15 protein-coding genes are annotated in these 25591 nt (G+C 64.8%); 5 read left to right on the top strand and 10 right to left on the bottom strand.

Annotated features, from left to right (window positions below; genetic code table 11):
* Nucleotides 1–1627: condensation domain-containing protein (locus F3J45_RS18075; RefSeq protein ID WP_240164642.1), on the bottom strand; the 1627-nt coding region annotated here is incomplete at its 3' end.
* Nucleotides 1620–9365, bottom strand: coding sequence for a non-ribosomal peptide synthetase (locus F3J45_RS18070; protein ID WP_167065628.1), 7746 nt, complete (start codon nucleotides 9363–9365; stop codon nucleotides 1620–1622). The genes F3J45_RS18070 and F3J45_RS18075, both read right to left, overlap by 8 nt.
* Before the next feature lie 180 nt (nucleotides 9366–9545).
* Between F3J45_RS18070 and F3J45_RS18065 the strand changes: the two genes are divergently transcribed.
* Both F3J45_RS18065 and F3J45_RS18060 read left to right on the top strand, forming a co-directional pair.
* The gene (locus F3J45_RS18065; RefSeq protein ID WP_167065626.1) at nucleotides 9546–10676 is read left to right on the top strand and encodes a cupin-like domain-containing protein; all 1131 of its coding nucleotides are present in this window, start codon (nucleotides 9546–9548) and stop codon (nucleotides 10674–10676) included.
* A 64-nt stretch (nucleotides 10677–10740) separates the two neighbouring features.
* Nucleotides 10741–11703: a siderophore-interacting protein gene (locus F3J45_RS18060; RefSeq protein ID WP_167065623.1), complete on the top strand. Its 963-nt coding sequence runs from the start codon at nucleotides 10741–10743 to the stop codon at nucleotides 11701–11703.
* Nucleotides 11704–11749: 46 nt separating this feature from the next.
* Here F3J45_RS18060 and F3J45_RS18055 read toward each other — a convergent pair whose 3' ends face one another.
* From F3J45_RS18055 to F3J45_RS18020, 8 genes are all read right to left on the bottom strand, one after another.
* Nucleotides 11750–13141 (bottom strand): aspartate aminotransferase family protein, encoded by a 1392-nt coding sequence (locus tag F3J45_RS18055; RefSeq protein WP_167065620.1) that lies wholly within the window; start codon nucleotides 13139–13141, stop codon nucleotides 11750–11752.
* Nucleotides 13142–13305: 164 nt separating this feature from the next.
* Entirely contained in the window at nucleotides 13306–14628 is a 1323-nt protein-coding gene (locus tag F3J45_RS18050; protein WP_167065617.1) for an ATP-binding protein, read from the bottom strand.
* Nucleotides 14625–15308: a response regulator transcription factor gene (locus F3J45_RS18045; protein ID WP_167065614.1), complete on the bottom strand. Its 684-nt coding sequence runs from the start codon at nucleotides 15306–15308 to the stop codon at nucleotides 14625–14627. The genes F3J45_RS18050 and F3J45_RS18045 overlap by 4 nt, the downstream gene beginning before the upstream one ends.
* A gap of 376 nt (nucleotides 15309–15684) precedes the next feature.
* Nucleotides 15685–16248: a nucleotidyltransferase family protein gene (locus tag F3J45_RS18040; RefSeq protein ID WP_167065611.1), complete on the bottom strand. Its 564-nt coding sequence runs from the start codon at nucleotides 16246–16248 to the stop codon at nucleotides 15685–15687.
* On the bottom strand, nucleotides 16245–17216 hold the full coding sequence (locus tag F3J45_RS18035; RefSeq protein ID WP_167065608.1) for an XdhC family protein: 972 nt from the start codon (nucleotides 17214–17216) through the stop codon (nucleotides 16245–16247). Before F3J45_RS18035 ends, F3J45_RS18040 begins: the two co-directional genes overlap by 4 nt.
* Before the next feature lie 3 nt (nucleotides 17217–17219).
* A complete protein-coding gene (locus F3J45_RS18030; protein ID WP_167065605.1) occupies nucleotides 17220–18431 on the bottom strand; it encodes a cytochrome c in 1212 nt (403 codons plus the stop codon).
* 2 nt (nucleotides 18432–18433) lie between these two features.
* Nucleotides 18434–18970, bottom strand: coding sequence for a (2Fe-2S)-binding protein (locus F3J45_RS18025; protein ID WP_167065602.1), 537 nt, complete (start codon nucleotides 18968–18970; stop codon nucleotides 18434–18436).
* Nucleotides 18963–21794, bottom strand: coding sequence for a xanthine dehydrogenase family protein molybdopterin-binding subunit (locus F3J45_RS18020; protein ID WP_167065599.1), 2832 nt, complete (start codon nucleotides 21792–21794; stop codon nucleotides 18963–18965). Before F3J45_RS18020 ends, F3J45_RS18025 begins: the two co-directional genes overlap by 8 nt.
* A 413-nt stretch (nucleotides 21795–22207) precedes the next feature.
* On the opposite strand from F3J45_RS18020, the gene dsbD reads away from it, so the two are divergent.
* The 3 genes from dsbD to dsbG are packed head-to-tail and all read left to right on the top strand — an operon-like array spanning nucleotide 22208 to nucleotide 25541.
* The gene (gene dsbD, locus F3J45_RS18015) at nucleotides 22208–23944 is read left to right on the top strand and encodes a protein-disulfide reductase DsbD (RefSeq protein WP_167065596.1); all 1737 of its coding nucleotides are present in this window, start codon (nucleotides 22208–22210) and stop codon (nucleotides 23942–23944) included.
* Entirely contained in the window at nucleotides 23944–24780 is an 837-nt protein-coding gene (locus F3J45_RS18010) for a TlpA family protein disulfide reductase (RefSeq protein WP_167065593.1), read from the top strand. The genes dsbD and F3J45_RS18010 overlap by 1 nt, the downstream gene beginning before the upstream one ends.
* Before the next feature lie 2 nt (nucleotides 24781–24782).
* Nucleotides 24783–25541, top strand: a complete 759-nt coding sequence (gene dsbG / locus F3J45_RS18005) for a thiol:disulfide interchange protein DsbG (protein WP_167065590.1) — start codon at nucleotides 24783–24785, stop codon at nucleotides 25539–25541.
* The last annotated feature ends 50 nt before the right edge of the window (nucleotides 25542–25591 follow it).

Here is a 25591-nt window from a genome sequence, read left to right as displayed (position 1 = left end):
GTTCGGCATAGCTCAGTTGCTGCTCACCGAACAGCAAAGCCGGTGCGTCAGGCGTCGCCTGCACACGCTGCTCGAACAGCCCGTGCACGGTCTGGTTCAGGTCGTACGGGGTGGCGGTAGCGTTGAACCGTTCGAGCAACTGCGTACGCTCGTCGCTATCGAGCATCGGCAGTTCGCTGATACAGCTGTCCGGCTCGCAGGTAATGGACTGCAGCAGATTGAGCCATTGACGCCCCAGGCGCGCTACGGTTTCGGGTTCGAACAAATCGGTCGCGTAGACCAGGCTAGCGCAAAGGCCCTGCGGTGTATCCAGCGTTTCCAGCGCCAGGTCCAGCTGGGCTGTCTGGCTTTCCAGCGGCAAGCCTTCGATATGCAGGTCGCCCAGGTTGGCCTGCAGCGCCTGACCTTTGCTCACCTGATGGTTGTGCATGACCTGGAACAACGGATTGTGGCCAAGGCTGCGCTCTGGCTGCAGTGCCTCTACCAACTGTTCGAACGGCAGTTCACTGTGCGCTTGGGCATCGTTGACAGCCTGCTCGACCTGCCGCAACCATTGGCTGAAGGGCAGACTGTCATCGACCTGCAGGCGCAGCACCTGAGTATTGACGAACAGACCTACCAGCCGCTCGGTCTCGGCACGGTTGCGGTTGGCATTGGGCACGCCTATGCGCAAATCGTGCTGGCCGCTGCAGCGCTGCAGCAATATGCCGAACGATGCCAGCAGCAGCATGAACACCGTGACGCCCTGGCGCTGGGCCAACGCATGCACGCCTTCGCTCAACGGTGCAGGCAGCGCAAATTCCAGCCGCGCACCGCGCAGGCTTTGGTGCTGCGGACGCGGGTGATCGGTGGGCAGCGAAAGCACCGGGGGCAGCTCGCCCAAGGTAGCGATCCAGTAACCCAGTTGGCGCTCAAGCTCACCCGACGCCATCCACTCACGTTGCCAACGTGCATAGTCGTGGTACTGGATCGACAACGGCTGTAGATCAGCAGGCAGTCCCTGCACCGCTGCGTCGTAGCAGGCCAGTAGCTCTTCGACAAGCACCGTCATCGACCACCCATCGCTGATTGCATGGTGCAATGTCATCAGCAAAACGTAATCGTCATCGCCAAGCGCCACCAGGCGAACTCGCCACAAAGGCTTGTCGTTAAGTTCAAATGGTGTACGCAGCTCTGCTTCGACCAGCATCTGGATATGGCCGTCACGCAAGTGCGCGGCAAGAGGCGCGGTTTCCATCGACAGAGGCACAGCATCTGGCGCGTCGTGCAGCGTCTGGAACACTTCATCGCCAGCGTCGACGAACCGAGTGCGCAGGCTCGCCTGACGCTCGACCAGCGTGCCGAGTGCTTGATGCAAGGCCGCGATGTCAAGGGTGCCGCGTAACCGTAGCGCCACCGGAATATTGTAAGCACAGCTCTGTTTATCGAGCTGCCAGAGAAAGTGCTGGCGCTGCTGGGCATAGGACAACGGGGCTAGGTCACCGTCCTTGGCCGGGACGATCGGCAGGTGCGCGACGTTGACGCCCATTTCCCGCAGACGCGCAAACAATTGCCGCCGCTTGTCGCCGCTCAGTTCCCTGATCCGGGCGACCAGTTGTTCCGTGCGTGCGCCATCTTGCTTAAGCATTGTCTTTCTCCAGTTCGTCGAGCGCGCCGAAAATCAGGTCGAGCTCCAGATCTTGTCCTTGCTCGGACTGCATCTGTCGTAGATAGGTAGCCAGGTCCCCGAGCGTGCGCAGCCCCTGCAGTTGCTTGAGCGTCACGTCCATGCCCAACAGGCCGCGCACCCGCGTCTGCAACATCACCAGTTGCAACGAGTGGCCGCCGAGTTCGAAAAAGTCATCGTCCAGCCCCACCCTCTCTTGCTGCAGGACATCGCACCACAGTGCCGCCAGTTGCTGTTCAAGGCTCGATTGAGGTGCTCGATAAACCGCTTGCCGAGGGGTGTGGCGTACGGCCGGCAATGCCTTGCGGTCAAGCTTGCCATTGGGCGTGAGCGGCAGTTGTTCGAGCCTGACCAGTTGTGCCGGTACCATGTACTCGGGCAACACTCGGCGCAGTTGGTCGCGCAGCGTCTCGTCAGCCGGGAGCTGGTCGCCACCGACAAGGTAGGCCACCAATTGCTCGTCGCTGGCCACCACCACAGCCTCCCGTACCCCGGCCAACTTCAGCAATCGTGCTTCGATTTCTCCCAGCTCGATACGCAGGCCGCGGATTTTCACCTGATGGTCGATTCGCCCCTGGTACTCAAGATCATTGCTCGCCCCGAGGCGAACCAGGTCGCCGGTGCGGTAAAGGCGCTCACCGGCACTGCCGAATGGGTCGGGCACAAAACGCTCGGCCGTCAAGCTCGGGCGTAGCAAGTAGCCACGGGTGATACCGGCGCCACCCAAATAAAGTTCACCGCAAAGCCCGCTAGGAACTGGTTGCAGCCAATCGTCCAGCACGTAGCCGCTGCTGTTGCTCAGTGGCCGTCCGATGCTGGCATGGCCGCCGGCACTTCGCCGCACCCACGTGGAGTAGGTGGTGTCTTCCGAAGGCCCATAGAGGTCATTCACCCGCGTAATGGCGCCACTGGCGTAAAGGGTGTCTACCAGTACTTGTTTCAGCGGTTCACCGGCGAGGTTGACGGTGTGTACGCCGGCAGGGATCTGCCCGGCACGCGCCAGCGCAGCGACCGCCGAAGGCACGCTGTTGATCAATCGTACCTGGTCACGTGCAGGCAACTGCGCAAGTTCCAGGGCATTACGCGCAAGAATGACCTTGCCGCCCAGTGCAAGTGTCACGAACAGCTCCCACACCGACAGGTCGAAGCACACCGAGGTAGATGCCAGCACGCCTGACAAGTCCTCGGCGCTGAACACGCGGGCGGTCCACTCCACCAGCGCCTGGACATTGCGATGGGTGATGGCGACCCCTTTGGGGCGGCCGGTAGAGCCTGAGGTGTAAATCACGTAGGCCAGGTTGCCCGCCGTGACCTGTGTGCACGGCGAATGCTGCGGGTAATCGGCCAACTGCCCCATCAAGAGAGTTGGCACATTGCCCGGTAGGTGCGGCAGTACGCTCTCTTCGGTCACCAGCACACTGGCCTGGCTGTCTTCGAGCATGTAGGCGACCCGCTCGGTTGGGTAATCCGGGTCCAGTGGCACGTAGGCTCCCCCGGCTTTCAGTACCCCCAGCAGCGCCACCGGCAGTTGCACAGTGCGGCGCAAGGCCACGCCGACCCGAACCTCGGGTCCCACGCCCAGCTCGATCAAGCGGTGGGCAACCTGGTTGGCCTGGCGATCGAGTTGCTCATAGCTCAGAGCCTGCATGTCGGCGATCAGTGCAATCGCATCCCCTGCCGTACGCACTCGCTGCTCGATCAGTTGGTGCACGCAGCGGGCGTCGGCCAACCCCGGTTGGTCGGCGTTCCAGTCCACCAGCAAGCACTGGCGCTCTTGCTCGCCCAACATCGACAACTCGGCGAGCGGCGTATCGGCGCGCCCAGGCAGTTGCGTCAGCAGGTTCTTCAGGTGCTGCGCGACCCGCTCCAACTCAAGGTCCGAAATCTGGCCTCGGTCATAATTGAAGTGCAACTCCAGGGTACGCCCCAGGGTCAGCATCAGCGTCAGGGGATAATGGGTCTGTTCAAGGTTACTCACCACGCCGAACCGCAGACCATCGGCAGCCGACTGCTCAAGTACCTGTTCAACCGGGTAATTTTCGAAAACCAGCAAGGTATCGAACAGGGCTTCACCGGCGTGTCCGGCCCAACGCTGAATATCGGCAAGCGGCGTGTACTCGTGCTCACGCACCGCCAGGTTGTACAACTGAACGTGCTCCAGCCATTGCCCCAACGAAACCTGCGGCTGAGGCGTGGCGATGACCGGCAAGGTGTTGATGAACAGGCCGATCTGCTGCTCGATCCCCACCAACGCCGATGGCCGACCCGCCACGGTAGCCCCGAAGCATGGGGAGGCTTGCCCGGTATAACGCTGGAGCAAGAGCAACCACGCGGCTTGTACCAGGGTGTTGAACGTTACTTTGCAGGCCTTGGCGAAGGCCTCCAGGTGGGCAACCTCCTGCGTACCAAGGGACAGGTGCAGGTCTGCCCGCTGCCCGGACTGACCGTTACCCGCCATCTGGCTGACAAGCCGGGTCGGGGCTTCCAGCTTCGCCAGGTGCTCACGCCAGAAGGCTTCACTCGCCTTGCCATCTTGTGCCTGGAGCCAGGCGATATAGTCACGCTGGCTGGACAGCGGTGCCGCCACTGCCAGGCCACTGTATCGGCGCAGGACCTCTGCCAACAGCAGGCCGTTGCTCCAGCCATCCATCAGCAGATGGTGATGGGTGTAGATCAACACCCACTGCGCCTCCCCCAGGCGCACCAGCACCAAGCGCAGCAGCGGCGCCTCCCTCAGGTCAAAGCCACGCTCACGCTCTTGCAGCGCCAATGCCTGGAGCGCCTGCTCGTGATCCGCCCGACCGCGCCAGTCCAGGCATTCGAATGGCAGCGTCGCTTGGCGCTGCACGCGTTGCAGAGGTTGCGGCAAGCCGTCCCAGGCGAAGCCACTGCGCAGCACGGGATGGGCCTGCAGGGTCGCTTGCCAGGCATCGCGAAAACGCTCAGGCTCCAGGCCCTCGATTGCCAGGCGCATCTGGTTGATGTAGCTGGCCTCGCCCTGCCCCAGCAGGCTGTGGTACAGCAGGCCCTGTTGCATGGGCGATAGCGGCAACAGGTCAGCGAGCCCTTCGCTTCCTTGCGGTAGCGCATCCAGTGTCGCCTGGTCCAGGGCGACGAGCGGGAAATCGGAAGGCGTGGCCTGTTGTGCTTCCAAGGCGCAGCAGTGGGCAACCAGCTCGCTCAATCGCGCTTGGAAGCGCGCCATCAGCGCAACAACGGTCGATTCCTGGTACATCTGGCTACTGAAGCCGAATTGTAGAGACAGCTCGCCTTGATAGACTTGCCCTTCGACGCTCAGCCAGTTGGCCAGTGGCGCATCGGCATCCTGGGCCGCGCCACTGTTCTCCAATGCAGGGGCCCACAGTGCCTGCTCATCGAACTGCTGGTCGAATTGCCCCAGGTAATTGAAGGTAATGCGTGGTGGTACCAGACTGGACAGGGCATCGCGTTGCACTGCAGTTCCCAGCTGTTGCAACAGGCCATGCCCCAGGCCCTTGTGTGGCACGCCTCGCAGCTGCTCCTTGATTACCTTCAACGCACTGCCTGGCGCATCCGAGGGGTTCAGGCGCACGGGATACAGCGTGGTGAACCAACCCACCGTGCGCGATAGGTCGATGTCATCGAACACCTCTTCACGGCCGTGTCCTTCAAGCTGTACCAGCACTTCGGCCTGGCCGCTCCAATCGGCCACTGCCTGAGCCAAAGCGGTCAGCAGCAAGTCATTGACTTGGGTCCGGTAGGCCGCAGGTGCTTGTTGCAGCAACTGGCGGGTGAAAGCAGCATCGAAGCGGCTTTCAAGCTTGCGGCCATAGCGATTGCTAGCGACACCTTGAGGGTTGTCGCAAGGCAGCTCGGCAGCCACAGTCTGCGTGGTCCAGTAATCGAGCTCATCGGCATGGCGTTCGGCCACGGCAGGCAAACGCGCCGCCCAGGCCTGCCATGCGCTGGTCTTGGCTGGCAGGGGTGCCTGCAGGTAGGCCTGCTGCAGGTCTTCAAGCAGTATCCGCCACGACACACCATCAACCACAAGGTGATGGATGACCAGCAACAGTCGCTGGCTGCCGTCGGCCAACTGCGCCAGGACCGCGCGCAGCAACGGCCCTGCATTCAGGTCGAGGCTGCGCTGGGTGGCCTCGCAAAGCTCGGTCAGGGCTTGCTCATCGGCGACCTGATGCTGGGAGAACGGCAGTGCCTGCTCCGTATCAGCATGCCACGCCTGCCAGCCCCCGCCCTGCTCGCTGAAACGCAAGTTCAACGCATCGTGTTGACGCAGCAGTTGCGCCAAAGCTACCGCCAGGCGTTCAGGTTCCAGCATCTGGCGTGGCGCCAACAGCAGCGACTGGTTCCAGTGACCGCGCATGGGCATGGCGTGGGTGAAGAACTGCCGTTGGATCGGGCTCAACTGCGCCTCGCCCCGCACCAAGCCTTGCTCGGCCAGTACCTGCGCGGCCTGCCCTGCGGCGCCTGCCAGGCTGCGCACGGTCTGGTACTGGAACAGGTCACGCGGGCTCAGGTGCAAGCCATGACGGCGGGCACGGCTGACCACCTGGATGGCGATGATCGAATCGCCACCCAGCTCGAAGAAGTTGTCATCGATACCGACCTTTTCCACACCGAGCACAGCGCACCACACCTCAGCGAGCGTGCGCTGGGTTTCATCGACAGGGGCGACATGAACGCCACGGGCAGCGGCCTGGGGCTGTGGCAAGGCTTTGCGGTCAAGCTTGCCATTGGGTGTCAGCGGCAGGCTGGGCAGCGCCAGCAAGTGGCTAGGCACCATGAACTCGGGCAAGGCCTGCAGCAACCAGTCCTTAAGCACCTGCTGCCAGCCTTGGTCCTGCTGATTGAGCACCAGATAAGCGACCAACTGCCTGGCATCGACAGCCAGCACAACGGCCTCGCGAACACTCGGATGCTGGGCCAGGCGCGCTTCGATTTCACCCAGCTCGATGCGCAGACCACGGATTTTCACCTGATGGTCGAAACGCCCCAGGTATTCGATGACCCCATCAGGGCGCTGGCGCACCCGGTCGCCGGTACGGTAGAGACGCGTGCCGCTGACAAAGGGATCGGCGACGAAACGCTCGGCTGTCAGCCCTGGACGGCGGTGGTAGCCCCGAGCTAGCCCGACGCCTCCCAAATACAGCTCGCCGGCCACCCCAGGCGCAACAGGCTCAAGCCCGGCATCGAGCACATAGGTGCGAATATTGGCAATCGGCTGACCGATCGGCACGCTGTCACGCCCCTCCTCCACGCACGTCCAGTGCGTCACATCGATCGCCGCCTCGGTAGGGCCATATAAGTTGTACAAACTGGCCTGCGGCAGTTTGGCGAACACTTGCTGCTGGGCATCCACCGGCAGCGCCTCGCCACTGCAAACAATCTGTCGCAGACTGGTACAGGCCTCGACACCTGGCTCGTGGATGAACGCTTGCAGCATCGAAGGGACGAAATGCAGCGTCGTCACTTGATGCTGGCCAATGGTCGCAATCAATCGTGCAGGGTCTCGATGTTCACCTGGCGCTGCCACCACCAGCCGAGCGCCGGCCATCAATGGCCAGAAGAACTCCCACACCGACACATCGAAACTGAAAGGGGTCTTTTGCAGCACGGCATCGCTGCCGTCCAAGCCATAGGCCTGTTGCATCCAGCACAGCCGATTGGTCAGTGCCGCATGGCTATTGCCCGCACCTTTGGGGCGACCGGTAGAGCCGGAGGTATAGATGACATAAGCCAACTGGTTGGGTATCAGCGGCAGGCCTAGGGCAGTGGCCGGCTGATCATCCAGCAGCAACCGGTCGAGGGCCACGCAACTGACACCCGTCGGAACCGGCAGGCGCTCCAGCAACACCTGCTGGGTGAGCAACAGGTCGATGCCGCTGTCCTCTATCATGTAGGCCAGGCGCTCTTCAGGATAGTCCGGGTCTAGCGGCACGTAAGCCGCCCCAGCCTTGAGGACGGCCAGTAGGCCTACCACCATTTCGACACTGCGCTGCACGCTGATACCGATCAGGCGATCGCAACCGGCACCCTGCCCACGCAGGTAATGCGCCAGGCGATTGGCACTGGCATCGAGTTCGGCGTAGCTCAACGTTGCATCGCAGAACACCAGCGCCGGCGCCTGTGGCGTGCGCTGCACCTGCTGTTCGATCAGTTGGTGTACGGCATGCTGCAGCGGGTAGTCCCTGGCCGTTGCGTTCCAGCTGTGCAGCACAGTGTGCACGGCGGCAGAGTCGAGCATCGGCAGCTGCCACAAAGCCGCCTGCGGCTGCGCAATCAGACCGTGCAGCAAAGTCTGCCAATGCTCGGCCATGCGTTGCACCGTCGCTTCGTCGAACAAATCGCTGGCATAGGTGAAGGCTGCCTGCAGTACGCCTGCGCTCTCGAAGGTATCCAGGCTGAGGTCGAACTGGGTGGTTTGGCTGCGCCATTGCAGTGATGACAGTTCCAGACCAGAGGCCAAGCGCACTGCAGTCAAGTCGGCAACCTGGGGCTGATGGTTGTACATCACCTGGAACAACGGTGCATGGGCCAGGCTACGTTCGACCTTCAGCGCATCGACCAGACGTTCGAACGGCAGGTCCTGATGCGCCTGTGCGCCGAGCACGGTCTGACGCACCGCACTGAGGTAACCGAGCACATCACCCTGCGCATCCGGCTGAAGGCGTAGTACCTGGGTATTGACGAAAAGGCCGATCAGCCCTTCGATTTCACTGCGATTACGGTTGGCGACCGGGCTGCCAATACGCAGGTCGGCCTGGCCAGTGTAACGCTGCAACAGCAGGCCGAACCCCGCCAACAGCAGCATGAACAAGGACAAGTTGTGCTGACGGGCGAAGCTGCGAAGTTGCCCGGCCAAGTTCGTATCGATGGCGAACGCGAGGCGATTGCCGCGAAAGCTCGGACTGGCAGGCCGCGGGTGATCGAGCGGTAGCTCCAGGACCGGTTGCTCTTCGCCCAACACGCCCTGCCAGTATGCCAATTGACGCTCCAGCTCACCCGCCTCCAACCAACGACGCTGCCACAAGGCGTAATCGACGTACTGGATCGGCAACGGCGGCAGGTTGGGCTGCACACCGGAAGCGAAGGCATCGTAACAACGGCTGAATTCGTCGATCAGCACATTCATCGACCAGCCATCGGAGACGATGTGGTGCAACGTAATCAGCAGCACATGCTCTTGCTGCGCCAAGTGCAACAAGCGAATGCGCAACAGCGGCCCGTGCTGCAGGTCGAACGGGCGCTGCGACTCGAGCGCCACTTCGGCTTGAACCTGAGCCTCACGCGCGTCCTGCGCAAGAGCGCTCAAGTCCACACGGTGGATCTGCGGTGTGCTAGCAAGCAGCACCTGTGCCAGGCTCTCGTCAGCTTGTGGCACGAATACACACGCCAAGCTCTGGTGACGCTCGATCAACGTGTTGAACGCCTGCTGCAGGGCAGCCTCGTCCAGTGCGCCGCTGAGCCTTACTGCACCCGGTAGGTTGTAGGCGCCACTTTGAGGGTCCAACTGCCAGAGCACCCACATGCGTCGCTGCGCAAAGGAAGGCGCCATGCGGTCGTCGGCCGCTACGCCCTCCGGGATGGGAAACTGGGAAAAGTCGATACCCTCCCTGGCCAGGCCATCAAGGAACAGACGGCGCTTTTCCAGCGGCAGTTCGATGAAACGGCGAGCCAGTTGCAGGGACTTTTCGGCATTCATCAGATTGCTTCCGTACGAGTGTGGTATCACGGGCAGTGCCCGGCTATCCCTACGAAACGGATACAACCTGCAAAAAATTAAGGCCGCGCAATGCCGCAGCTAATACGCGAGAGCCCGCTAAATTCCACACAGGCCGCTTCGTTCTCTTCTCACATCCATTCCCTACGATGAGGCCTTGCCATGGATCTGCAAACCTCGCTGACTGGACTGTTTACCAATGCCGGCACCTTCGGTGTGAAAGGCATTTTTCAGTTCGTGTTCAGCCCGCAGCACGCCTACTGGTGCGAAGCGGGCGAGCATGCCCGTGCCAAGCCCGGCAAGCATGCGGCGCCCGATGTGACCATAGAGGTCACCCAGCAGGACCTGCTGGGGATCATGGCCGGCAGCGCGAATGTCGAAGAACTGTTCGCCAGCGGACGACTCACGATCGGCGGCAATCTTGGTTTGGCTACCCTGCTACCACAGATCATCGATCAGGCGCGCAGAGGCGGCAAAGCGCAGAAATCCGAGATGAACCAGCGCTACGTCACACCGCCTCGTTACAGTGAGCGCGTATCGGCGAGCCTGCCCCAGCTCACCCTCGTTCAGCGCGTCCCTGCGGTGCAGATGACCGTCGAACGGTTCCGCCGCGATTATTTGCCCAACGGCACCCCAGTGGTCATCAGCGACGCGTTGCACGAGTGGAAGCTGTTCAATCTCGATCGCCAGGCGTCGTTGGAACACTTCGCCGAGCTGCAAGGCATTACCCGTCACGGCGACTATGTCAAGAAGACCTTCTCCACCGATCGCGACTTCCGCTCCACCTCCATGGCCGATTTCATCAATTCGCTGGACAACCCGCAGCCTAGCACCAACCCAGGCAGCCCCCCGGCGTATATGGGCAATAACATCGTCCCGGCCCAGTTGCTGGAGTTGATTCAGCACCCACCGTATTTCGAGCGCTCGCTGTACATCGCGCCACGCATCTGGATCGGCCCCAAAGGCACGCTCACGCCCTTGCACCGCGATGATACCGACAACCTGTTCGCGCAGGTTTGGGGGCACAAGTCGTTCATCCTGGCCGCCCCCCATCATCGACCGGCCTTGGGCACATGGTCCACCGCACCAAAAGGCGGCCTGGACGGCTGCGACTTCAATCCCGACGCCCCCGACTACCAGCGCTTCCCAGAAGCACGCACCGTGCCATTCCTGCGCGTGCTGCTAGAAGCGGGCGATCTCTTGTTCCTGCCCGAAGGCTGGTTCCACCAGGTGGAATCAGTGTCAACCTCGCTGTCGGTGAATTTCTGGGTCAACTCCGGGCGCGGCTGGTAGCGGTTAATTTGCCTGGGCGGCAGCTCGTCTATCGAGAAAGCCGCCCCGCAAAGAGGACCTTCCCATGTCCAGTCCCGCCCGCATCACCCAGGCGCTCCAGCAAGGCCTGCGCCGCCTGGTCGGCAGTCAGGCTGCCCCCGCCTACCGCCTGTTCGACCTGCAACTCAAGCAACGCATCGCGCTTTCACCCTCTCTGACGCGCCTGGTGTTCACTGGCCCGGATGTGGCCGAGATGACCACTCTGGCCCCGGACCAGCGGGTCAAGCTGTTTTTCCCCGCCACAGATGGCTCTCTGCCGATACTGCCAAACGACACCCACTGGAAGGCCGCCCACAGCGCCCTACCCGCCGCACAACGCCCACCTATGCGTACGTACACCATCCGCGCCTTGCGCCGCGAAGCGTTGGAGGTGGATGTCGATTTCGTGCTACATGGCGTCAACGGCCCAGCTTCGGCCTGGGCTACCCACGCCCTGGTGGGCGACCGGCTGCAGATGATCGCGCCAAACTTGGCCCATGTCGGCGACCCCGGCGGCTATGAATGGAAACCACCGCAGGGCGTGCGCAACGTGCTGTTGGTGGGCGACGAAACGGCATTGCCAGCCATCGCCGGGATTCTCGAACAGTTGGCCGACAACCAGCCAGAGCTTGCCGTACAGGCCTTCATCGAGGTGCCCATGGAGGCCGACTGCCTGGCCTTGCGCCACAGCCCGGCCACGCGCCTGCACTGGCTGCCACGCGACCTGCTGCACGCCAACCAGGGCCAGGCCATGCTGCATGCCGTGCGCGAACTGGCCAGCCTGCCCCAAGGGCAAAGCGGGGCGAACGTTCGGCTGGAAGACGTGGACATCGACACGCGCATTCTCTGGGAACTGGCCAGCAGTGCCGGTGGCCTGTTCCATGCCTGGGTTGCAGGCGAATCGGCGACCGTGATGGACATTCGCCGTCACCTGATCAAAGAGCGCGGCCTGCCGCGCGAAAGCCTGACACTGATGGGGTATTGGCGCGCCGGGCGTTCATTCGACTGAGCACGGAGCCCCTTCGCGGCGGCTCGCCGCGAAGGGGCTCCATTACTCAGACCGCCGCCGCCACCGCCTCGCCGAAGCGCTGGGCCACCTCATCGATCTGCTGCTCGCTGATGATCAGCGGCGGCAGGAAGCGCACCACCGCGCCATGGCGGCCACCGAGTTCCAGAATCAGGCCGCGCTTGAGGCATTCACGCTGCACCTTCGGCGCCAGTTCACGGTTGGCCGGCGGGTGCCCTTGAGCATCGCGCGCGCCTTGCGGGTCGACCAACTCCACCCCGAGCATCAGGCCGCGGCCGCGGATATCGCCCAACTGCGGGTAGTCCTGTTGCAGCCGCTGCAGGTGCCCGCGCAGGCGCTGCCCCATGGCCTCGGCGTGATCGGCAAGGCGGTGCTCGACCAGGTAGTTGATCACCGCCGAACCTGCCGCCATGGCCATCTGGTTGCCACGGAAGGTGCCGGCATGGGCGCCCGGCTTCCAGGTGTCGAGCCAGTCGCGGTACACCACCACCGCCAGCGGCAGGCTGCCGCCGATGGCCTTGGACAGGGTTACCACATCCGGCACGATGCCCGCGTGCTCGAAGGCGAACATGCGCCCGGTGCGAGCAAAGCCGCTTTGGATTTCGTCGACGATCAGCGCCACACCCGCTTGCTCGGTGATGCGGCGTACGCCCTTGAGCCATTCGATGTCGGCCGGAATCACCCCGCCCTCGCCCTGCACCACTTCAAGGATCACCGCCGCCGGCAGCGGCACGCCGCTCTCTGGGTCGAGCAGCAGGTTTTCCAGGTAATGCAGGTTGGCCTTGACCCCAGCCTCACCGCCCAACCCGAATGGGCAGCGGTAATCGTAGGGGTATGGCATGAACTGCACGCCGCTGCTCAGCAACGCGCCCAGCGGTTGCTTGGGGCCGTGGCTGCCCATCAGGCTAAGGGCACCCTGGCTCATGCCATGGTAGGCGCCGTGGAATGCCAGCACGGTGCTGCGCCCGGTGGCGCCGCGCACCAGCTTGAGCGCGGCTTCCACGGCGTCGGTGCCGGTGGGGCCGCAAAACTGCACCTTGGCCTCACGGCGCAAGGCCTCGGGCAGGATGCCGAACAGGTCCTGGACGAAGCGGTCCTTGACCGGGGTGGTGAGGTCCAGGGTGTGCAGGGGCAGCTCGTCGGCCAGCACGCGCTGGATCGCTTCGATCACCACCGGGTGATTGTGCCCCAGGGCCAGGGTGCCGGCGCCGGCCAGGCAGTCGATGAACTGGCGGCCTTCGACATCCTCGACGTGAATGCCACGGGCGCGCTTGAGCGCCAGCGGGATGCGCCGAGGGTAGCTGCGGGCGTTGGATTCCTGCTGCTGCTGGCGTTGCAGCAGCGGTGAATCGGCGAAGGTGTACAAAGGCTGCGGCGCACTGGCCGGTGGGACCTGGGCAAGGCTGGAAGCGGTGGACATGGGTGAATCCTCGCAAACAAGCGAATGGGCAGTTATCGCTTGGGAAACGCTTGGGTGCGGGGAGGATTTAGCCGTTATTGTGGGATTTTTCCGTCACCTGTGTCGGCCCTTTCGCGGGGCAAGCCCGCTCCTACAAGCGAAAGGGCCGGCACAGGCAACAAAGATCAACCCACTGACCGCGCCGGCACTTGCAACACCACCCGCAACCCATCGCTACGGCTGTCAAACCGCAAACTGCCAGCACAACGCTGCACGATCGCCTGGACGATCGCCAACCCCAGCCCGCAGCCGCCACTCTGGCCATGGCGCCAGAAGCGTTCGGTCAGGTGCTGCAGGTCGCCCTCGGCAATCCCCGGCCCATGGTCACGCACCATGAACCCGACCTGCCCGTCTGCCAGCTGCACCGCCAGCTCCACCTCGGTATCGCCGCCATGGCGCAGGGCGTTGTCCAGCAGGTTGCGCAGGGCCGCCACCGCCAACGGCGCCGGCATGCCCAGGTAGATGCGCGTGGCGTCTTCGGGCAGGCGCAGCACGATACGCCGGTTATCACCGCCGCCGGCATCCTGCATGGCCTGGCGGGCCACCTGCTCGGCGCTGCACTGCACGCCGTCGTCGAACGACAGGCTGCCCTCGACCCGGGCCAGCATCAGCAATTGCTCCAAGGTGCGGTGCATGCGGTCGGCGCCCTGTTCGGCGTGTTCCAGGGCCTGCTCGCGCACGGCGCCGTCGGTCATGCGCGCCACCTGCAGATGGGTTTTGATTGCGGTCAACGGGCTGCGCAGTTCGTGGGCCGCGTCATCGGTGAGGCGGCGCTCGCGCTCGATGGTTTGGGCGATGCGCAGGAACAGCTGGTTCTGGGTATCGAGCAGCGGTTGCAGTTCGCTGGGCAGGCCCGCCACCTGCAAGGGTTCCACGCTGTCGGCACGCCGCTTGCGCAGGGCATCGCGCATGCGGTTGAGCGGTTCCAGGCCCTTGCCCAGGCCGATCCACAGCAGCCCCAGGCTACCGAGCAGGGCCATCAGCACCGGCGCCGAGGCGGCCAGCAGAATCGACTGGTTGAGCGCTTCACGCTCCATATGGCGGTCGGCGGTGGTGATGCGCACATCGTTATGGCTGTAGGTGAAGGTGCGCCACAACGCGCCATCGATGGTCTGGTCACGGAAGCCGCTGCGCTGGTCGTCCATGGCGCCGTCATGCTTGTGGTTGCTGGCCAGAATTTCGCCACGCAGCGAACTGACCTGGCAGGCCATGCCGTCCGGCACGCTGAGCTGGTCGGCGGAAAAATGGGCGCTTTCGCCCTTGGCGGCCAGCGGCTGGGGAAGCTGGTCGACCAACCCGGCAACCATGCGCGCCGAGGCGACCAGGCGCTGGTCGAGGGAGAACATCATCTGCTGGCGCAGGTCGCGCAGCATCCAGGCGGCGGCCAACACCCAGATAATGATGAAGGCGCTGCCCAGGATCAGGCTCAGGCGTACCCGCAGGCTCATGACGCAGCCTCACCCGGGGCCTGCGCAGGGCCCAGGCGGTAGCCCAGGCCACGTACGGTTTCGACGATGCTGTTGCCGAGTTTGCGCCGCAGGTGGTGAATGTGCACGTTCAGGGCGTTGCTCTCCACTTCGTCGCTGAAGCCGTACACGCAATCTTTGAGCTGCTCGCTGGACAGCACTCGCCCAGGGTTCTGCAACAGCGCCTGGAGCAGCGCCTGTTCGCGCCGCGACAGGTCGACCGGCTGGCCGCCCAGGGTGGCTTCGCAGCTGCTGGGGTCGTAGCGCAGCGGGCCATGCTCGATGGCATTCACCGCCCGCCCGGCCACCCGGCGCAGCAAGGTGTGCAGGCGCGCCGCCAGCTCGCGCAGGTCGAAGGGCTTGAGCAGGTAGTCGTCGGCGCCGGCCTGCAGGCCGTCGACCCGGTCGGTGACCGCATCCCGTGCGGTCAGCACCAGCACCGGTAGCGTTTCGCCTTGCTGGCGCAGGCGGCGTAGCAGCTTGAGGCCGTCTTCGTCGGGCAGGCCGAGGTCGAGGATCATCACATCGAACTGCGCTGCCTGCAGCAACGCCCGGGCGCTGGCGGCATTGGCCACGCGGTCGACGGTCAGGCCCTGGGCGGTAAGGCCTGCGCAGATGCCGCTGGCGATCAGGTCGTCGTCCTCGCAGAGCAGAACGTGCATGGTGGGAGCTCCCCGGATGGTGTGGAGGGTATTGCACCTTGGGTGGATTAAGGGGGGATTATGGACCTTTTTGATGGGGGGACCGAGGCTTGCCTTGGCATTTTTAGCGCCTATCAGATCGAGCGCCGCCCGCGCGGCGCTTCGCGAGCTGCGCTCGCTCCTACGTTCGTTTCGGGCCAGTGAATCCTGGGGCATTTGCGCGCGAATGCCTTGGCGCATGGCACGATATCGCGCCCTACAAACAAGGCGGTCGCGCGCGCCTGTCACAGGCGTTACTGGCCCGAAACAGACGTAGGAGCGAGCGCAGCTCGCGAAGCGCCGCGCGGGCGGCGCTCGATCTCTCAGGCGCTAAAGATGCCGAGGCAAGCATCCGGCCCTACCCCAACCCCTGCGGCGTATCCACATCCCGCACCACGCCCGCATCTCCAACCTCGACCACCACACAGCAATCCCGGTGCGCCTGCACCACCGACCGCGCCCCTGCATCCCCGTGCAACGCCACCAACGCCGGCCAGAAATCACGCCCGAACAGCACCGGATGCCCTGGCTGCCCCGCATGCCGCGGCAAAACGATGGTCGCCGGCGAGGCAGCCTCGGCCAGGCGCTGCAAGGTCGCCAGCTCAATCCACGGCATGTCGCCCAGCATGATCGCCACGGCCTGCGCCTGGCTGTCGAGCAGTGAACCGGCCCCGGCTGCCAGGCTGTGGCCCATGCCCAACGCGGCATCCGGGCTGACGATGACCCGGCAATCGCCCGGCAGGCCAAAATCCTCGCCCCGCTCCCCTTCGCGCAGCACCACCCGCACATCCGCGAACACCGCCTGCGCCCGCGCCACGCTGTGCGCCAGCAAGCTGCGGCCATCGGCCAAAATCGCCCGGCGCTTGTCGGCACCGAAGCGCACCCCACGCCCGGCCGCCAGCACCAGCGCGACCACGCTCACAGCGCCGACCGCCCGATGCCGTTGCGCAGGCGCAGGATATCGGCCAGCACCGCCAGGGCGATCTCGGCCGGGGTCTTGCTTCCCAGGTTCAAACCAATCGGGGCATGGATGCGCGCCAGCGCGTCGTAGCCCAGGCCGCCAATGCGCTGCAAGCGCTCACGGCGTTTGTCGGAGGTGGCCTTGGAGCCCATCACCCCTATGTAGAACGCATCGGTACGCACCGCTTCCAGCATGGCCAGGTCATCGATTTTCGGGTCGTGGGTCAATGCAACCACCGCCGTGTCGGCATGGCAACCACCATTGGCGATGAATTCCGAGGGCAGCTCACGGCGCACCTCGATGCCGTCCAGCACCACGCCTTCAAGCACCTCCTCACGCGGGTCGCAGAGAATGACTTCAAAGCCCATGCCCTTGCCGAACTCGGCGCAAAAATGCGCCACGCTGGAATAGCCGGCCAGCAGCAAGCGCTGGGCGGCACCGATGCGCAAGCGCACGCGGTTGCCCTCACGCTCGACGCGCGGGCCTTGTACCGGGTCGTCAGCCAGCAGCCTGGTGCCCTCGGGCAGGCGCACCTCGCGCAGCAGCCGGCGCTGGCCACGCAGGGCGCCTTCCAGCTCGCGCAGGTGCGCCTGCACCTCGCACCCGGCCGCCAGGTTCTCCACCAGCACCTCCAGCACACCGCCACAGGGCAGGCGGATGCTGGAGCGCGGATCCGTGCCATCGCCGTAGTGCACGATGGCCACCGGCTCGGCGAATTCGCCACGGGCCACACGTTCGAGAAAGTCGTCTTCCACGCAGCCACCGGACAACGACCCCAACCACTGGCCGCTGGCGTTCACCGCCAGCATCGCGCCCGGCGCACGGGGCGCCGAGCCGTAGGTGGCAAGCACCGTGCACAACCACACCCGCTGCCCAGTGCACGACCACTGCAAGGCCTGGCGAATCACCTGGAGATCGAGATGCTGCACGGTTTACTCCGCCTTCAGCTCGGCGAGCTGCTGTACGGTCAGGTCGCCGGGCAATCCACCCCAGGCCTGGCGCAGGTAGTTGACCATGTCCGTCACTTGCTGGTCGTCGAGCTTGTCGGCAAAGCCCGGCATCGGCTGCATGCGCTCAAAACCGGTGAACTGCTGCTCGCGAATGCCATCGCGAATGGCCTTGACCAGGTTGCGCGAGTCACCCTGGCGCAGCACGGTATTGCCACGCATGGCCACGGCGATATGCGGCTTGCCCTCGCCGTCCACACCATGGCAACCGGCGCAGACGTTGAGGTACTGCTGGTGGCCGCGCTTGGCGCTGTCGCTCATCTGCTCAAGCGTAACTTGCGCAAGCGCCTTCGCCGGCGGCGGCTGGTCGCCCAGCAAATAGGTGGCCATGGCCGAGAGGTCTGTATCCTGCAGGTGCTGGGTGCTGTGGTGCACCACCGGGTACATCTCGTTGAACATGCTGCCCTGGGCACTGATGCCGTGCTTGAGGAAGGTGGTCAGGTCCGGTTGGGTCCAGCCGCGCTCGGCCAGGTCCTGGGCCAGCAGGCTCGGCGCCAGGTAACCGCCCAGCAGGCCGCCGCTCAGACGCAGGTCTTGCTGCAGCGCGCCAATGGGGTTGCGCGGGGTGTGGCACTCGCCGCAATGGCCCATCACTTCCACCAGGTACTGGCCGCGCTGCCAGGCCGGGCTCTTGCCCTCGGTGGGCTGCAACTGCACGCGCTTGCCGTAGAGCAGGTTCCAGCCGGTCAGCCCCAGGCGCACGTTGAACGGGAAGCTCAGTGCGGTTTGCGGCGCCGGGCGGTTGATCGGCGGCACGGTCATCAGGTAGGCGAGAATCGCATCCGAGTCCTCGCGGGTAATCAAGTGGTACGAGGTGTAGGGCATGGCCGGGTAGAGGTTGGCGCCGTCCTTGCGCTTGCCCTCGGTGACCGCGGCGAAGAACTCATCGCTGCTGTAGTCGCCGATGCCGTATTGCTTGTCCGGGGTAATGTTGCTGCCATAGATGGTGCCGAACGGCGAATGGATCGGCAGGCCGCCGGCGAACGGCGCGCCGCCCTCGGCGGTGTGGCAGGCCATGCAGTCGGCGGCGCGGGCCAGGTACTCACCGCGCTTGACCTGTGCCTCATCGGCCGCGTGGGCCAAACCGCCGACGGCAAGGCCCAGGGCCAGCGCCAGCGCGCTACGAACGAAGCCCATGCTCAACCCTCCTTGACCAGGCCGAGGTCGTCGAGCACCTTGCGCGTGGCGTCGTAGTAACGCACATACCCGGTGCAACGGCAGATGTGGTGGCCCAGGCTCGCCTCGATGCGGTCCTGTACCTCGCTGTGCTTCAACGGCTGGCGCTGGGCGGTTTCCACCAGCACGGTGGCGGCATTGACGAAGCCCGGTGCGCAGTAGCTGCACTGGAAGGCGAACAGGTCGACGAACTTCTGCTGGATCGGGTTCAGGGCCAGGTTACCGGCATCGTCTGCCTTGGCGTGGCCTTCGATGGTGCGCACCCGCTTGCCATCGAAATACAGCGCGCCGGTGATGCACGTGCGCACTTCCTCGCTGGTGCCGTCGGGGTTGTCGACGATCACCACGCAGGCGTGGCAGATGCCCTGGCCGCAGCCTAGGCGCGAGCCGGTGAGGTTCTGGTGTTCGTGCAGGTAGTCGATCATCGCCAGGTCGTCGGGGATCTCGACCGGGCCGACCGGTTGACCATTGAGGGTCAGTTGCAGTGGGCGGTTAGCCATTGAGGGCCTCCTTGATACGGGCTGGGGTGATGGGGAGATCGCGCACGCGCTTGCCGATGGCATGGGCGACGGCGTTGCCGATGGCACCGACAATTGGAATCATCACCACCTCGGCGATGCCCTTGGACGGGTCGGTCGGTGACAGCGGTGGCAGGATCTCGCTGGTCTGCGTCCACACCGCCACGTCCCGCGCATGCGGCAGGCGGTAGCGGTTGAAGTTCCAGTCGCCCTCCCCGGGCCCGCCTTCGTACAGCGGCATTTCCTCGGTCAGCGCGTGGCCGATGCCCATGGCGATGCCGCCTTCAAGCTGGCCCTTGACCAGTTCCGGCACCAGCACCCGGCCACACTCGACCCAACTGTGGTGGTTGAGCACCTGCACTTCATGGGTGCCCTTGTTGACCTTGACCTCGACGAGGGTCGCCACCGGGCTGTAGTAGGTGACCATCGCGTTGTTCAGCTGAGTGTCGGGGTAGGCCGCGTTCTGCCGGTCGAGCAGGTGGTAGCCGTGGCTGCTCATCTGCGCCTTCTTGGCATTCACCGCGCCATCGCCGTATTTCACCGCCACGGCGTCGAGCGGGAAACGCTCGCGCACGCCGTCGATGACGAAATCGGCCTCGGCCCAGCTCCAGCGGTTGAAGCCGTGCACGCTCACCCCGGTGACCAGGCCCATGTCGTGGGCCTTCTGCGCCAGCTGGGCGAAGGGGATCGGCGCCAGGCCGTTGCCGGTCAGCTCGCCATTGACCCACACCGCGTTCTCCCGGCGCACCACCAGCGGGTTGGCCTGGCCGCCATGGGGCCCTTGGCTCCAGATGGCCATGGCCGCCGGCCACAGGCCGTGGTTGAACAGTGCCCGCGCCGCCTCGCGGGTGGCGTGGCTGAAGTAGAACGCCGAGTTGGTCGCCGACGATGGCGAGGCCAGCTTGCCGACCCAGCGCGGGTTACGCAGTGCTGCGTCCTGCTCGGCCTGGCTGATCAGGTAGGGATTGCCGCTGGTGGTCAATTGCAGCTCCGGCCATTCGGTAACCGCTGTCTTCACCTCGTCCGCCGAACGGCCAAGGAAGTCGCTGACCACCAGGGCCTGGGAGGTGGACATGCCGGTGCCCAGTTCAGTGCCGATATGGCGCAGGCTGATGCGCCCGTCCCGGCTGAACTCGATGCTGGCCATCGGCGCTTCGGAGCCTGTGCCGAAGTCTTTCTGGCAGATGGCAAAGCCAACGCCATACCAGTGGTCCTTGTCCTTGGCATCCGCTTGCTGTTTATAGGCATCACGGTTGCGCCAGCGCTCGTGCGCGGCGGCCTTGTCGAGGATTTCGTACAAGCGCAGGGCACCGGCAGGCACCGCGCCCTGGGTGTTCTTCATGCCCGATTTCAGCGCGTTGGCGCGGCGCAGGTCGATGGCATCCACACCCAGGCGGCCGGCGATCTCATCGACCATCATTTCGGTGGCGGCCATGGTCTGCAGGGTGCCGTAGCCGCGCATGGAGCCGGCCTCCACGCCTCGGGAAAAGTAGGCGGTCACCGACAGGTCGTTCTGCGGCATGTAGTAGATGGACTGCGCAGCCGTGGCGCCCACCGCCGCCACCGACGGGCTGTAGTTGATGCGCCCGCCGCCGTCGCAGCTCAGGTCGGCGCGGAAGATCTTGAAGCTGTTGTCGTGCTTGTCCACTGCCAGCTGGTAGCGGATGTCGAAGGCATGGCGCTTGATGCCGCTCTGGAACTGCTCGTAGCGATCGTTGGCCAGGCGAATCGGCACACCGGCGCCATACAGCGCGGCCACCGCGGCGTAGAACACGAAGATGTTGTTGTCCTTCGAGCCGTAGCCCACGGTGTAGCCTGGGTGCAGGGTCAGGTTGTTCAGGGCGAAGCGCGACGGCTTGATCATGTGCACGCATTCCTGCGCCACTTCGAACGGGCACTGGGTGGCCACCACGAAGTGCAGGGTGCCGCTGGCCGGGTCGTACCAGCCGTTGCCGTTGTCCGGCTCCAGGGCCGCCGGTTCGATCGAGGGTGTCTTGTAGCGCTCATCGAACAGCAGCCAATGCTCGGGTGGGTTGTCTAGCTGCTCGGCCATGCGCTTGGCGTAGAACAGGCCCTGCTCGGTCAGGTCGCCGTGCTGGTTGGGCGCCTTGGACCACACCGGCTTGCGGTTGAGAATGGTCGGGAACAGCATGGAATTCTTCAGGCTGGAGAATTCATCGTCGTCGAACGGCGTGGCGCCGCCCACGCGCACGAAGCGGAAGCTGCCATAGGGGTCACGCTGGTACAGCGGCGCCTGGGCGCCATAGCGGATCGCCTGGTCGTTGAACTGCAGCTTGCGCTTGGCCTGGCGGAAGCGCTCGAAGTCGTGCCAGATCAGAATCGCCACGGGGTGGCCGATGAACATCGGCACCTGGCCCGGTGGCAGCAGGGGGTCGGGCGAATGGGCCTCGGGCCAAGCGATGCCGTCCTGCTCCAGGTCGGCGGCAGTGACCACGCGGTCTGGCTGCAGGTCGGCACCGAGCAGGCTCAGGTCATGGCCGGCATAGATCCGGTCGGCCTTGGTTGCCTTGAGCAGCAGCGCATGGCCCTGCTGCGCAGGCCAGCCGGGCATGTCCTTGGCGCGGATATCGCGGGCGAAGACCTTGTTGCCACAGACTTTCGACAGGGCATCGTTGCGAAAGCGCGCCTTGCCGTCATGGTTCATCCACTTCTGTGGCGAGGTGGTGACGCGCTCCTCCATCAGCGCAGCGAATGCCTGGCTGCCAAGCGGCGCCATGGTCACGCCGACACCAGCGATCAGGCCGCCTTGCAGGAAGGCGCGCCGGGAAATATCACGGTTGGACATGCTCGATCCTCTGGGCAGCAAGGGGGCTGCCCATGTTTTTTTTTGATTCTTGTGCGGGGGACTCGGAAGGGTTAGAACCTTGTCGCGCGAGTCAGAAAAAACTGACTTCTACGTCAACTTTACAACAAGGATGTGGATAGAAGCAAAGTCAAGTCGACAGTATGTCGCGGTGTGACGAGGGGATTAGCGTTGGAAGGGCGATGTGTACGGCATTGCATTTTTATCGGTTGCGAGATCGAGCGCCGCCTGCGCGGCGCATCGCGAGCTGCGCTCGCTCCTACGGGCCGATACTGATGTAGGCGGCGCGCGATCTCACAGGCGCTACACGTGCCACGCCAACCATCCAGGGTTAACCTTGGGTTAATCCACCCCAGCCAGCATGACCCCACTTTCTGTACTGCCAAGGCGAAGACATGCGCGCATTTCTGATCTTGCTGATGTTCCTGCTGGCTGGCCCCCTGCACGCCAACCCGTTCGACGCCAAGCCCGATTTCCTGCCGGTGAACCAGGCCTTCGTGCTGACCCACGACCGCCAGTCCGACGGCCAGATGCGCTTGTATTTCCAGATCAAGCCGGGCTACTACCTGTACCAGAAGCGCCTGAAGTTCGACGGCCTGGCCGCCGACCAGCAGCCACCGCTTCCCCCCGGCCTGAACCACCATGACGAATTCTTCGGCGACAGCACGGTGTACCGCGAACAGCTTGAACTGCAGGTTCCGGCCAATGCCCAGGGCCAGCTGCGCCTGGGCTGGCAAGGCTGCGCCGATGCCGGGTTGTGCTATCCGCCGCAAACCACCGTCATCGAGCTGGGCGGCAGCGCCACCCCGGCCGCCGCGCCCGCCAGTGAACAAACCGGCGCCCAAGCCAGCGACCAGGCCCTGGCCAGCGGCCTGCAGAGCGGTAACCTGGCCTGGAGCCTGCTGGCCTTCTTTGGCCTGGGCCTGTTGCTGGCCTTCACCCCCTGCACGCTGCCCATGCTGCCGATTCTCGCCGGGCTGGTGCTGGGCAACGGCGCCAGCGCCCGCCGCGGCTGGCTGCTGGCCGGCACCTACGTGCTGAGCATGGCGCTGGTGTATGCCGCCCTGGGCGTGGTCGCTGCCCTGCTGGGCGCCAGCCTGCAAGCATGGCTGCAACAACCTTGGCTGCTGGGTAGCCTGGCGGGCCTGTTCATTTTGCTGGCCTTGCCGATGTTCGGTGCCTTCGAGCTGCAACTGCCCGCCGCCCTGCGTGACCGTCTAGACCGCGCAGGCCAGGGTACCCAGGGCGGCAACCTGTATGGCGCCGCGCTGCTCGGGGCGCTGTCGGGCCTGTTGCTCGGCCCGTGCATGACCGCGCCGCTGGCCGGCGCACTGCTGTACATCGCGCAGAGTGGCGACGTGCTGCAAGGTGCGCTTGTGCTGTTCAGCCTGGGCCTGGGCATGGGCGTGCCGCTGCTGTTGCTGGTGACCCTGGGCAACCGCTACCTGCCACGCCCCGGCGCGTGGATGAACCGGGTCAAGGGCGTGTTCGGTTTCGTGTTCCTGGCCATGGCCCTGTACACCGTGCGCAGCCTGCTCGCCGCACCGCTGCTGCTGGCCCTGAGCGGTGCCTGGCTGATCGCCCTGGGCTGGGCCGCCTGGCCTGCCCTGCAGCGCCTGCCGGCCCTGCGTGCGGCGCCGCTGCTCGGCGCACTGTGGGGCGGCCTGCTGCTGGTGGGCGCCGCCGCCGGTGGCGATAACCTGTGGCAGCCGCTGCGCCCGTTCACCGGCGGCGCCGGGGCAGTCGCTGCCCAACCAGCCGATGAACACTTCGTTACCGTCAGCAGCCCCGAGGCCCTGCAGCGCGAACTGGATGCCGCCAAGGCCCGTGGCCAATGGGTGATGGTCGATTACTACGCCGACTGGTGCGTGTCGTGCAAGGTCATGGAAAAACAGGTGTTCACGCGCCCCGACGTGCAGGCAAGCCTGGCCGGCGTGCACCTGCTGCGCCTGGACGTCACCGCCGACTCACCCGCCAGCCGCGCCCTGCTGCAGCGCTACCAGGTTCCCGGCCCGCCCAGTATCCTCTGGCTCGGCCCAGAGGGCGATGAACGCCGCGCACGGCGCATCACCGGCGAAGTGGACCCAGCCGCGTTCCTGCAACACTGGACCCAAACCCGGAGCCAAGGCTGATGCTGACCATCACCCTCGGGCCGCTGACCATGGCCCTGAACCACCTGCTGATGCTCACGGCCCTGGGCATCGCCTGCCTGGTCGGCTGGTGGGTTGCCCGGCGCGGCGGCCAAAGCCCGGAGTCGGCGCTGTTCAACCTGTTCCTGGTTGGCCTGCTGTGCGCACGCATCGGCTTCGTGCTGGCCTACTGGCCGATGTACCGCGATGACCTGCTGCAGGTCATCGACATCCGTGACGGTGGCTTCCTGCTCTGGTCCGGCCTGGTCGGTATCGTGCTTGCCACGCTCTGGCAAGGCTGGCGCCAGCCTGGCCTGCGCCGGCCACTGGGCTGGGCAGTGTTCAGCGGCGCGCTGTTCTGGGGCCTGGCAAGCATGGGCAGCCACCTGTACAGCAAAGGCACCGCGCTGCCGGAAGTGAGTTTGCGCAATGCCACAGGCCAGTCGGTCGAGCTGCACAGATACCGCGGCAAGCCACTGGTCATCAACCTCTGGGCCACCTGGTGCCCGCCCTGCCGCAGGGAGATGCCGGTGCTGCAACAGGCCCAGGGTGAGTACCCCCATGTGACGTTCCTGTTCGTCAACCAGGGCGAAACGCCGGAAAACGTCAGCACCTTTCTTGCCACCACCGGCCTTAGCCTGACCCATGTGCTGTTCGACGGCACCGGCACCCTCGCCCAGCGGGTCGGCTCGATGGCACTGCCCACCACACTGTTCTACAACGCCGATGGCCGGCTGGTCGGCAGCCATCTGGGCGAACTGTCGCGGGCCAGCCTGCGCCACGCCCTGGAACCTTTCGACCGGGCCAGCGCGCCCGCCCCTGCCGCACAAGGAAACTGAACATGCGAATGACTGCCCTGCTCCCCCTGTCCCTGGCCCTGCTGGCCGCGCCGCTGGTGCAGGCTGAAGACCTGCCCAAGGCCATTCAACAACTGCAGGCCAAGGGCGCCGTGATCAAGGGCAGCTTCGATGCGCCCAACGGCCTGCGCGGTTACGCCGCCGAGTACCAGAACAACGGCCTGGCCCTGTACCTGACCCCAGACGGCAAGCACGTGCTGGTGGGCAGCCTGTTCGACGAACAGGGCAAGGACCTCAGCGCCGAGCCGCTGGAAAAACTGGTGTATGCACCGATGAGCAAGGAAATCTGGGCGAAGATGGAGAAAACCGCCTGGATCGCCGACGGCAAGGCCGACGCGCCGCGCAAGGTCTATCTGTTCAGCGACCCGAACTGCCCGTATTGCAACATGTTCTGGGAACAGGCGCGGCCATGGGTGGAATCGGGCAAGGTGCAGCTGCGCCATATCATGGTGGGTATCATCCGCGAAGACAGCCCGGGCAAGTCGGCCGCACTGCTGGCGGCCAAGGACCCGGCCAAGGCGTTGCATGAGCACGAGAAGGCCGGCAAGGCGAGCAGCCTGAAGCCGCTGGAGAAAGTGCCGGAGGCGGTGCAGCAGAAGTTGGCGAGCAACATGGCGTTGATGGAAGAGATGGGGCTGCAGGCAACGCCGGCGATTTTCTACCAGGATGAGCAGGGCAACCTGCAAAGCCAGCAAGGGGCGCCACGCCCGGAACTGCTCGGAAAAATCCTCGGTAAACGCTGACAGCGCGGTTGCCTGTACCGGCCCCCCGTAGGAGCGAGCGCAGCTCGCGA

Source organism: Pantoea sp. Ap-967 (assembly GCF_011752565.1).
Taxonomy (GTDB): domain Bacteria; phylum Pseudomonadota; class Gammaproteobacteria; order Pseudomonadales; family Pseudomonadaceae; genus Aquipseudomonas.
The sequence above is the reverse complement of the archived record's forward strand: the minus strand, read 5'-3'. Positions and strand labels throughout refer to the sequence as shown.

Bases quoted from the DNA above. Each gene is read 5' to 3' on its own strand.
- F3J45_RS18070 (WP_167065628.1), bottom strand. From the start codon at position 9,365: ATGAATGCCGAAAAGTCCCTGCAACTGGCTCGCCGTTTCATCGAACTG.
- F3J45_RS18065 (WP_167065626.1), top strand. From the start codon at position 9,546: ATGGATCTGCAAACCTCGCTGACTGGACTGTTTACCAATGCCGGCACC.
- F3J45_RS18060 (WP_167065623.1), top strand. From the start codon at position 10,741: ATGTCCAGTCCCGCCCGCATCACCCAGGCGCTCCAGCAAGGCCTGCGC.
- F3J45_RS18055 (WP_167065620.1), bottom strand. From the start codon at position 13,141: ATGTCCACCGCTTCCAGCCTTGCCCAGGTCCCACCGGCCAGTGCGCCG.
- F3J45_RS18050 (WP_167065617.1), bottom strand. From the start codon at position 14,628: ATGAGCCTGCGGGTACGCCTGAGCCTGATCCTGGGCAGCGCCTTCATC.
- F3J45_RS18045 (WP_167065614.1), bottom strand. From the start codon at position 15,308: ATGCACGTTCTGCTCTGCGAGGACGACGACCTGATCGCCAGCGGCATC.
- F3J45_RS18030 (WP_167065605.1), bottom strand. From the start codon at position 18,431: ATGGGCTTCGTTCGTAGCGCGCTGGCGCTGGCCCTGGGCCTTGCCGTC.
- F3J45_RS18025 (WP_167065602.1), bottom strand. From the start codon at position 18,970: ATGGCTAACCGCCCACTGCAACTGACCCTCAATGGTCAACCGGTCGGC.
- F3J45_RS18020 (WP_167065599.1), bottom strand. From the start codon at position 21,794: ATGTCCAACCGTGATATTTCCCGGCGCGCCTTCCTGCAAGGCGGCCTG.
- dsbD (WP_167065596.1), top strand. From the start codon at position 22,208: ATGCGCGCATTTCTGATCTTGCTGATGTTCCTGCTGGCTGGCCCCCTG.
- F3J45_RS18010 (WP_167065593.1), top strand. From the start codon at position 23,944: ATGCTGACCATCACCCTCGGGCCGCTGACCATGGCCCTGAACCACCTG.
- dsbG (WP_167065590.1), top strand. From the start codon at position 24,783: ATGCGAATGACTGCCCTGCTCCCCCTGTCCCTGGCCCTGCTGGCCGCG.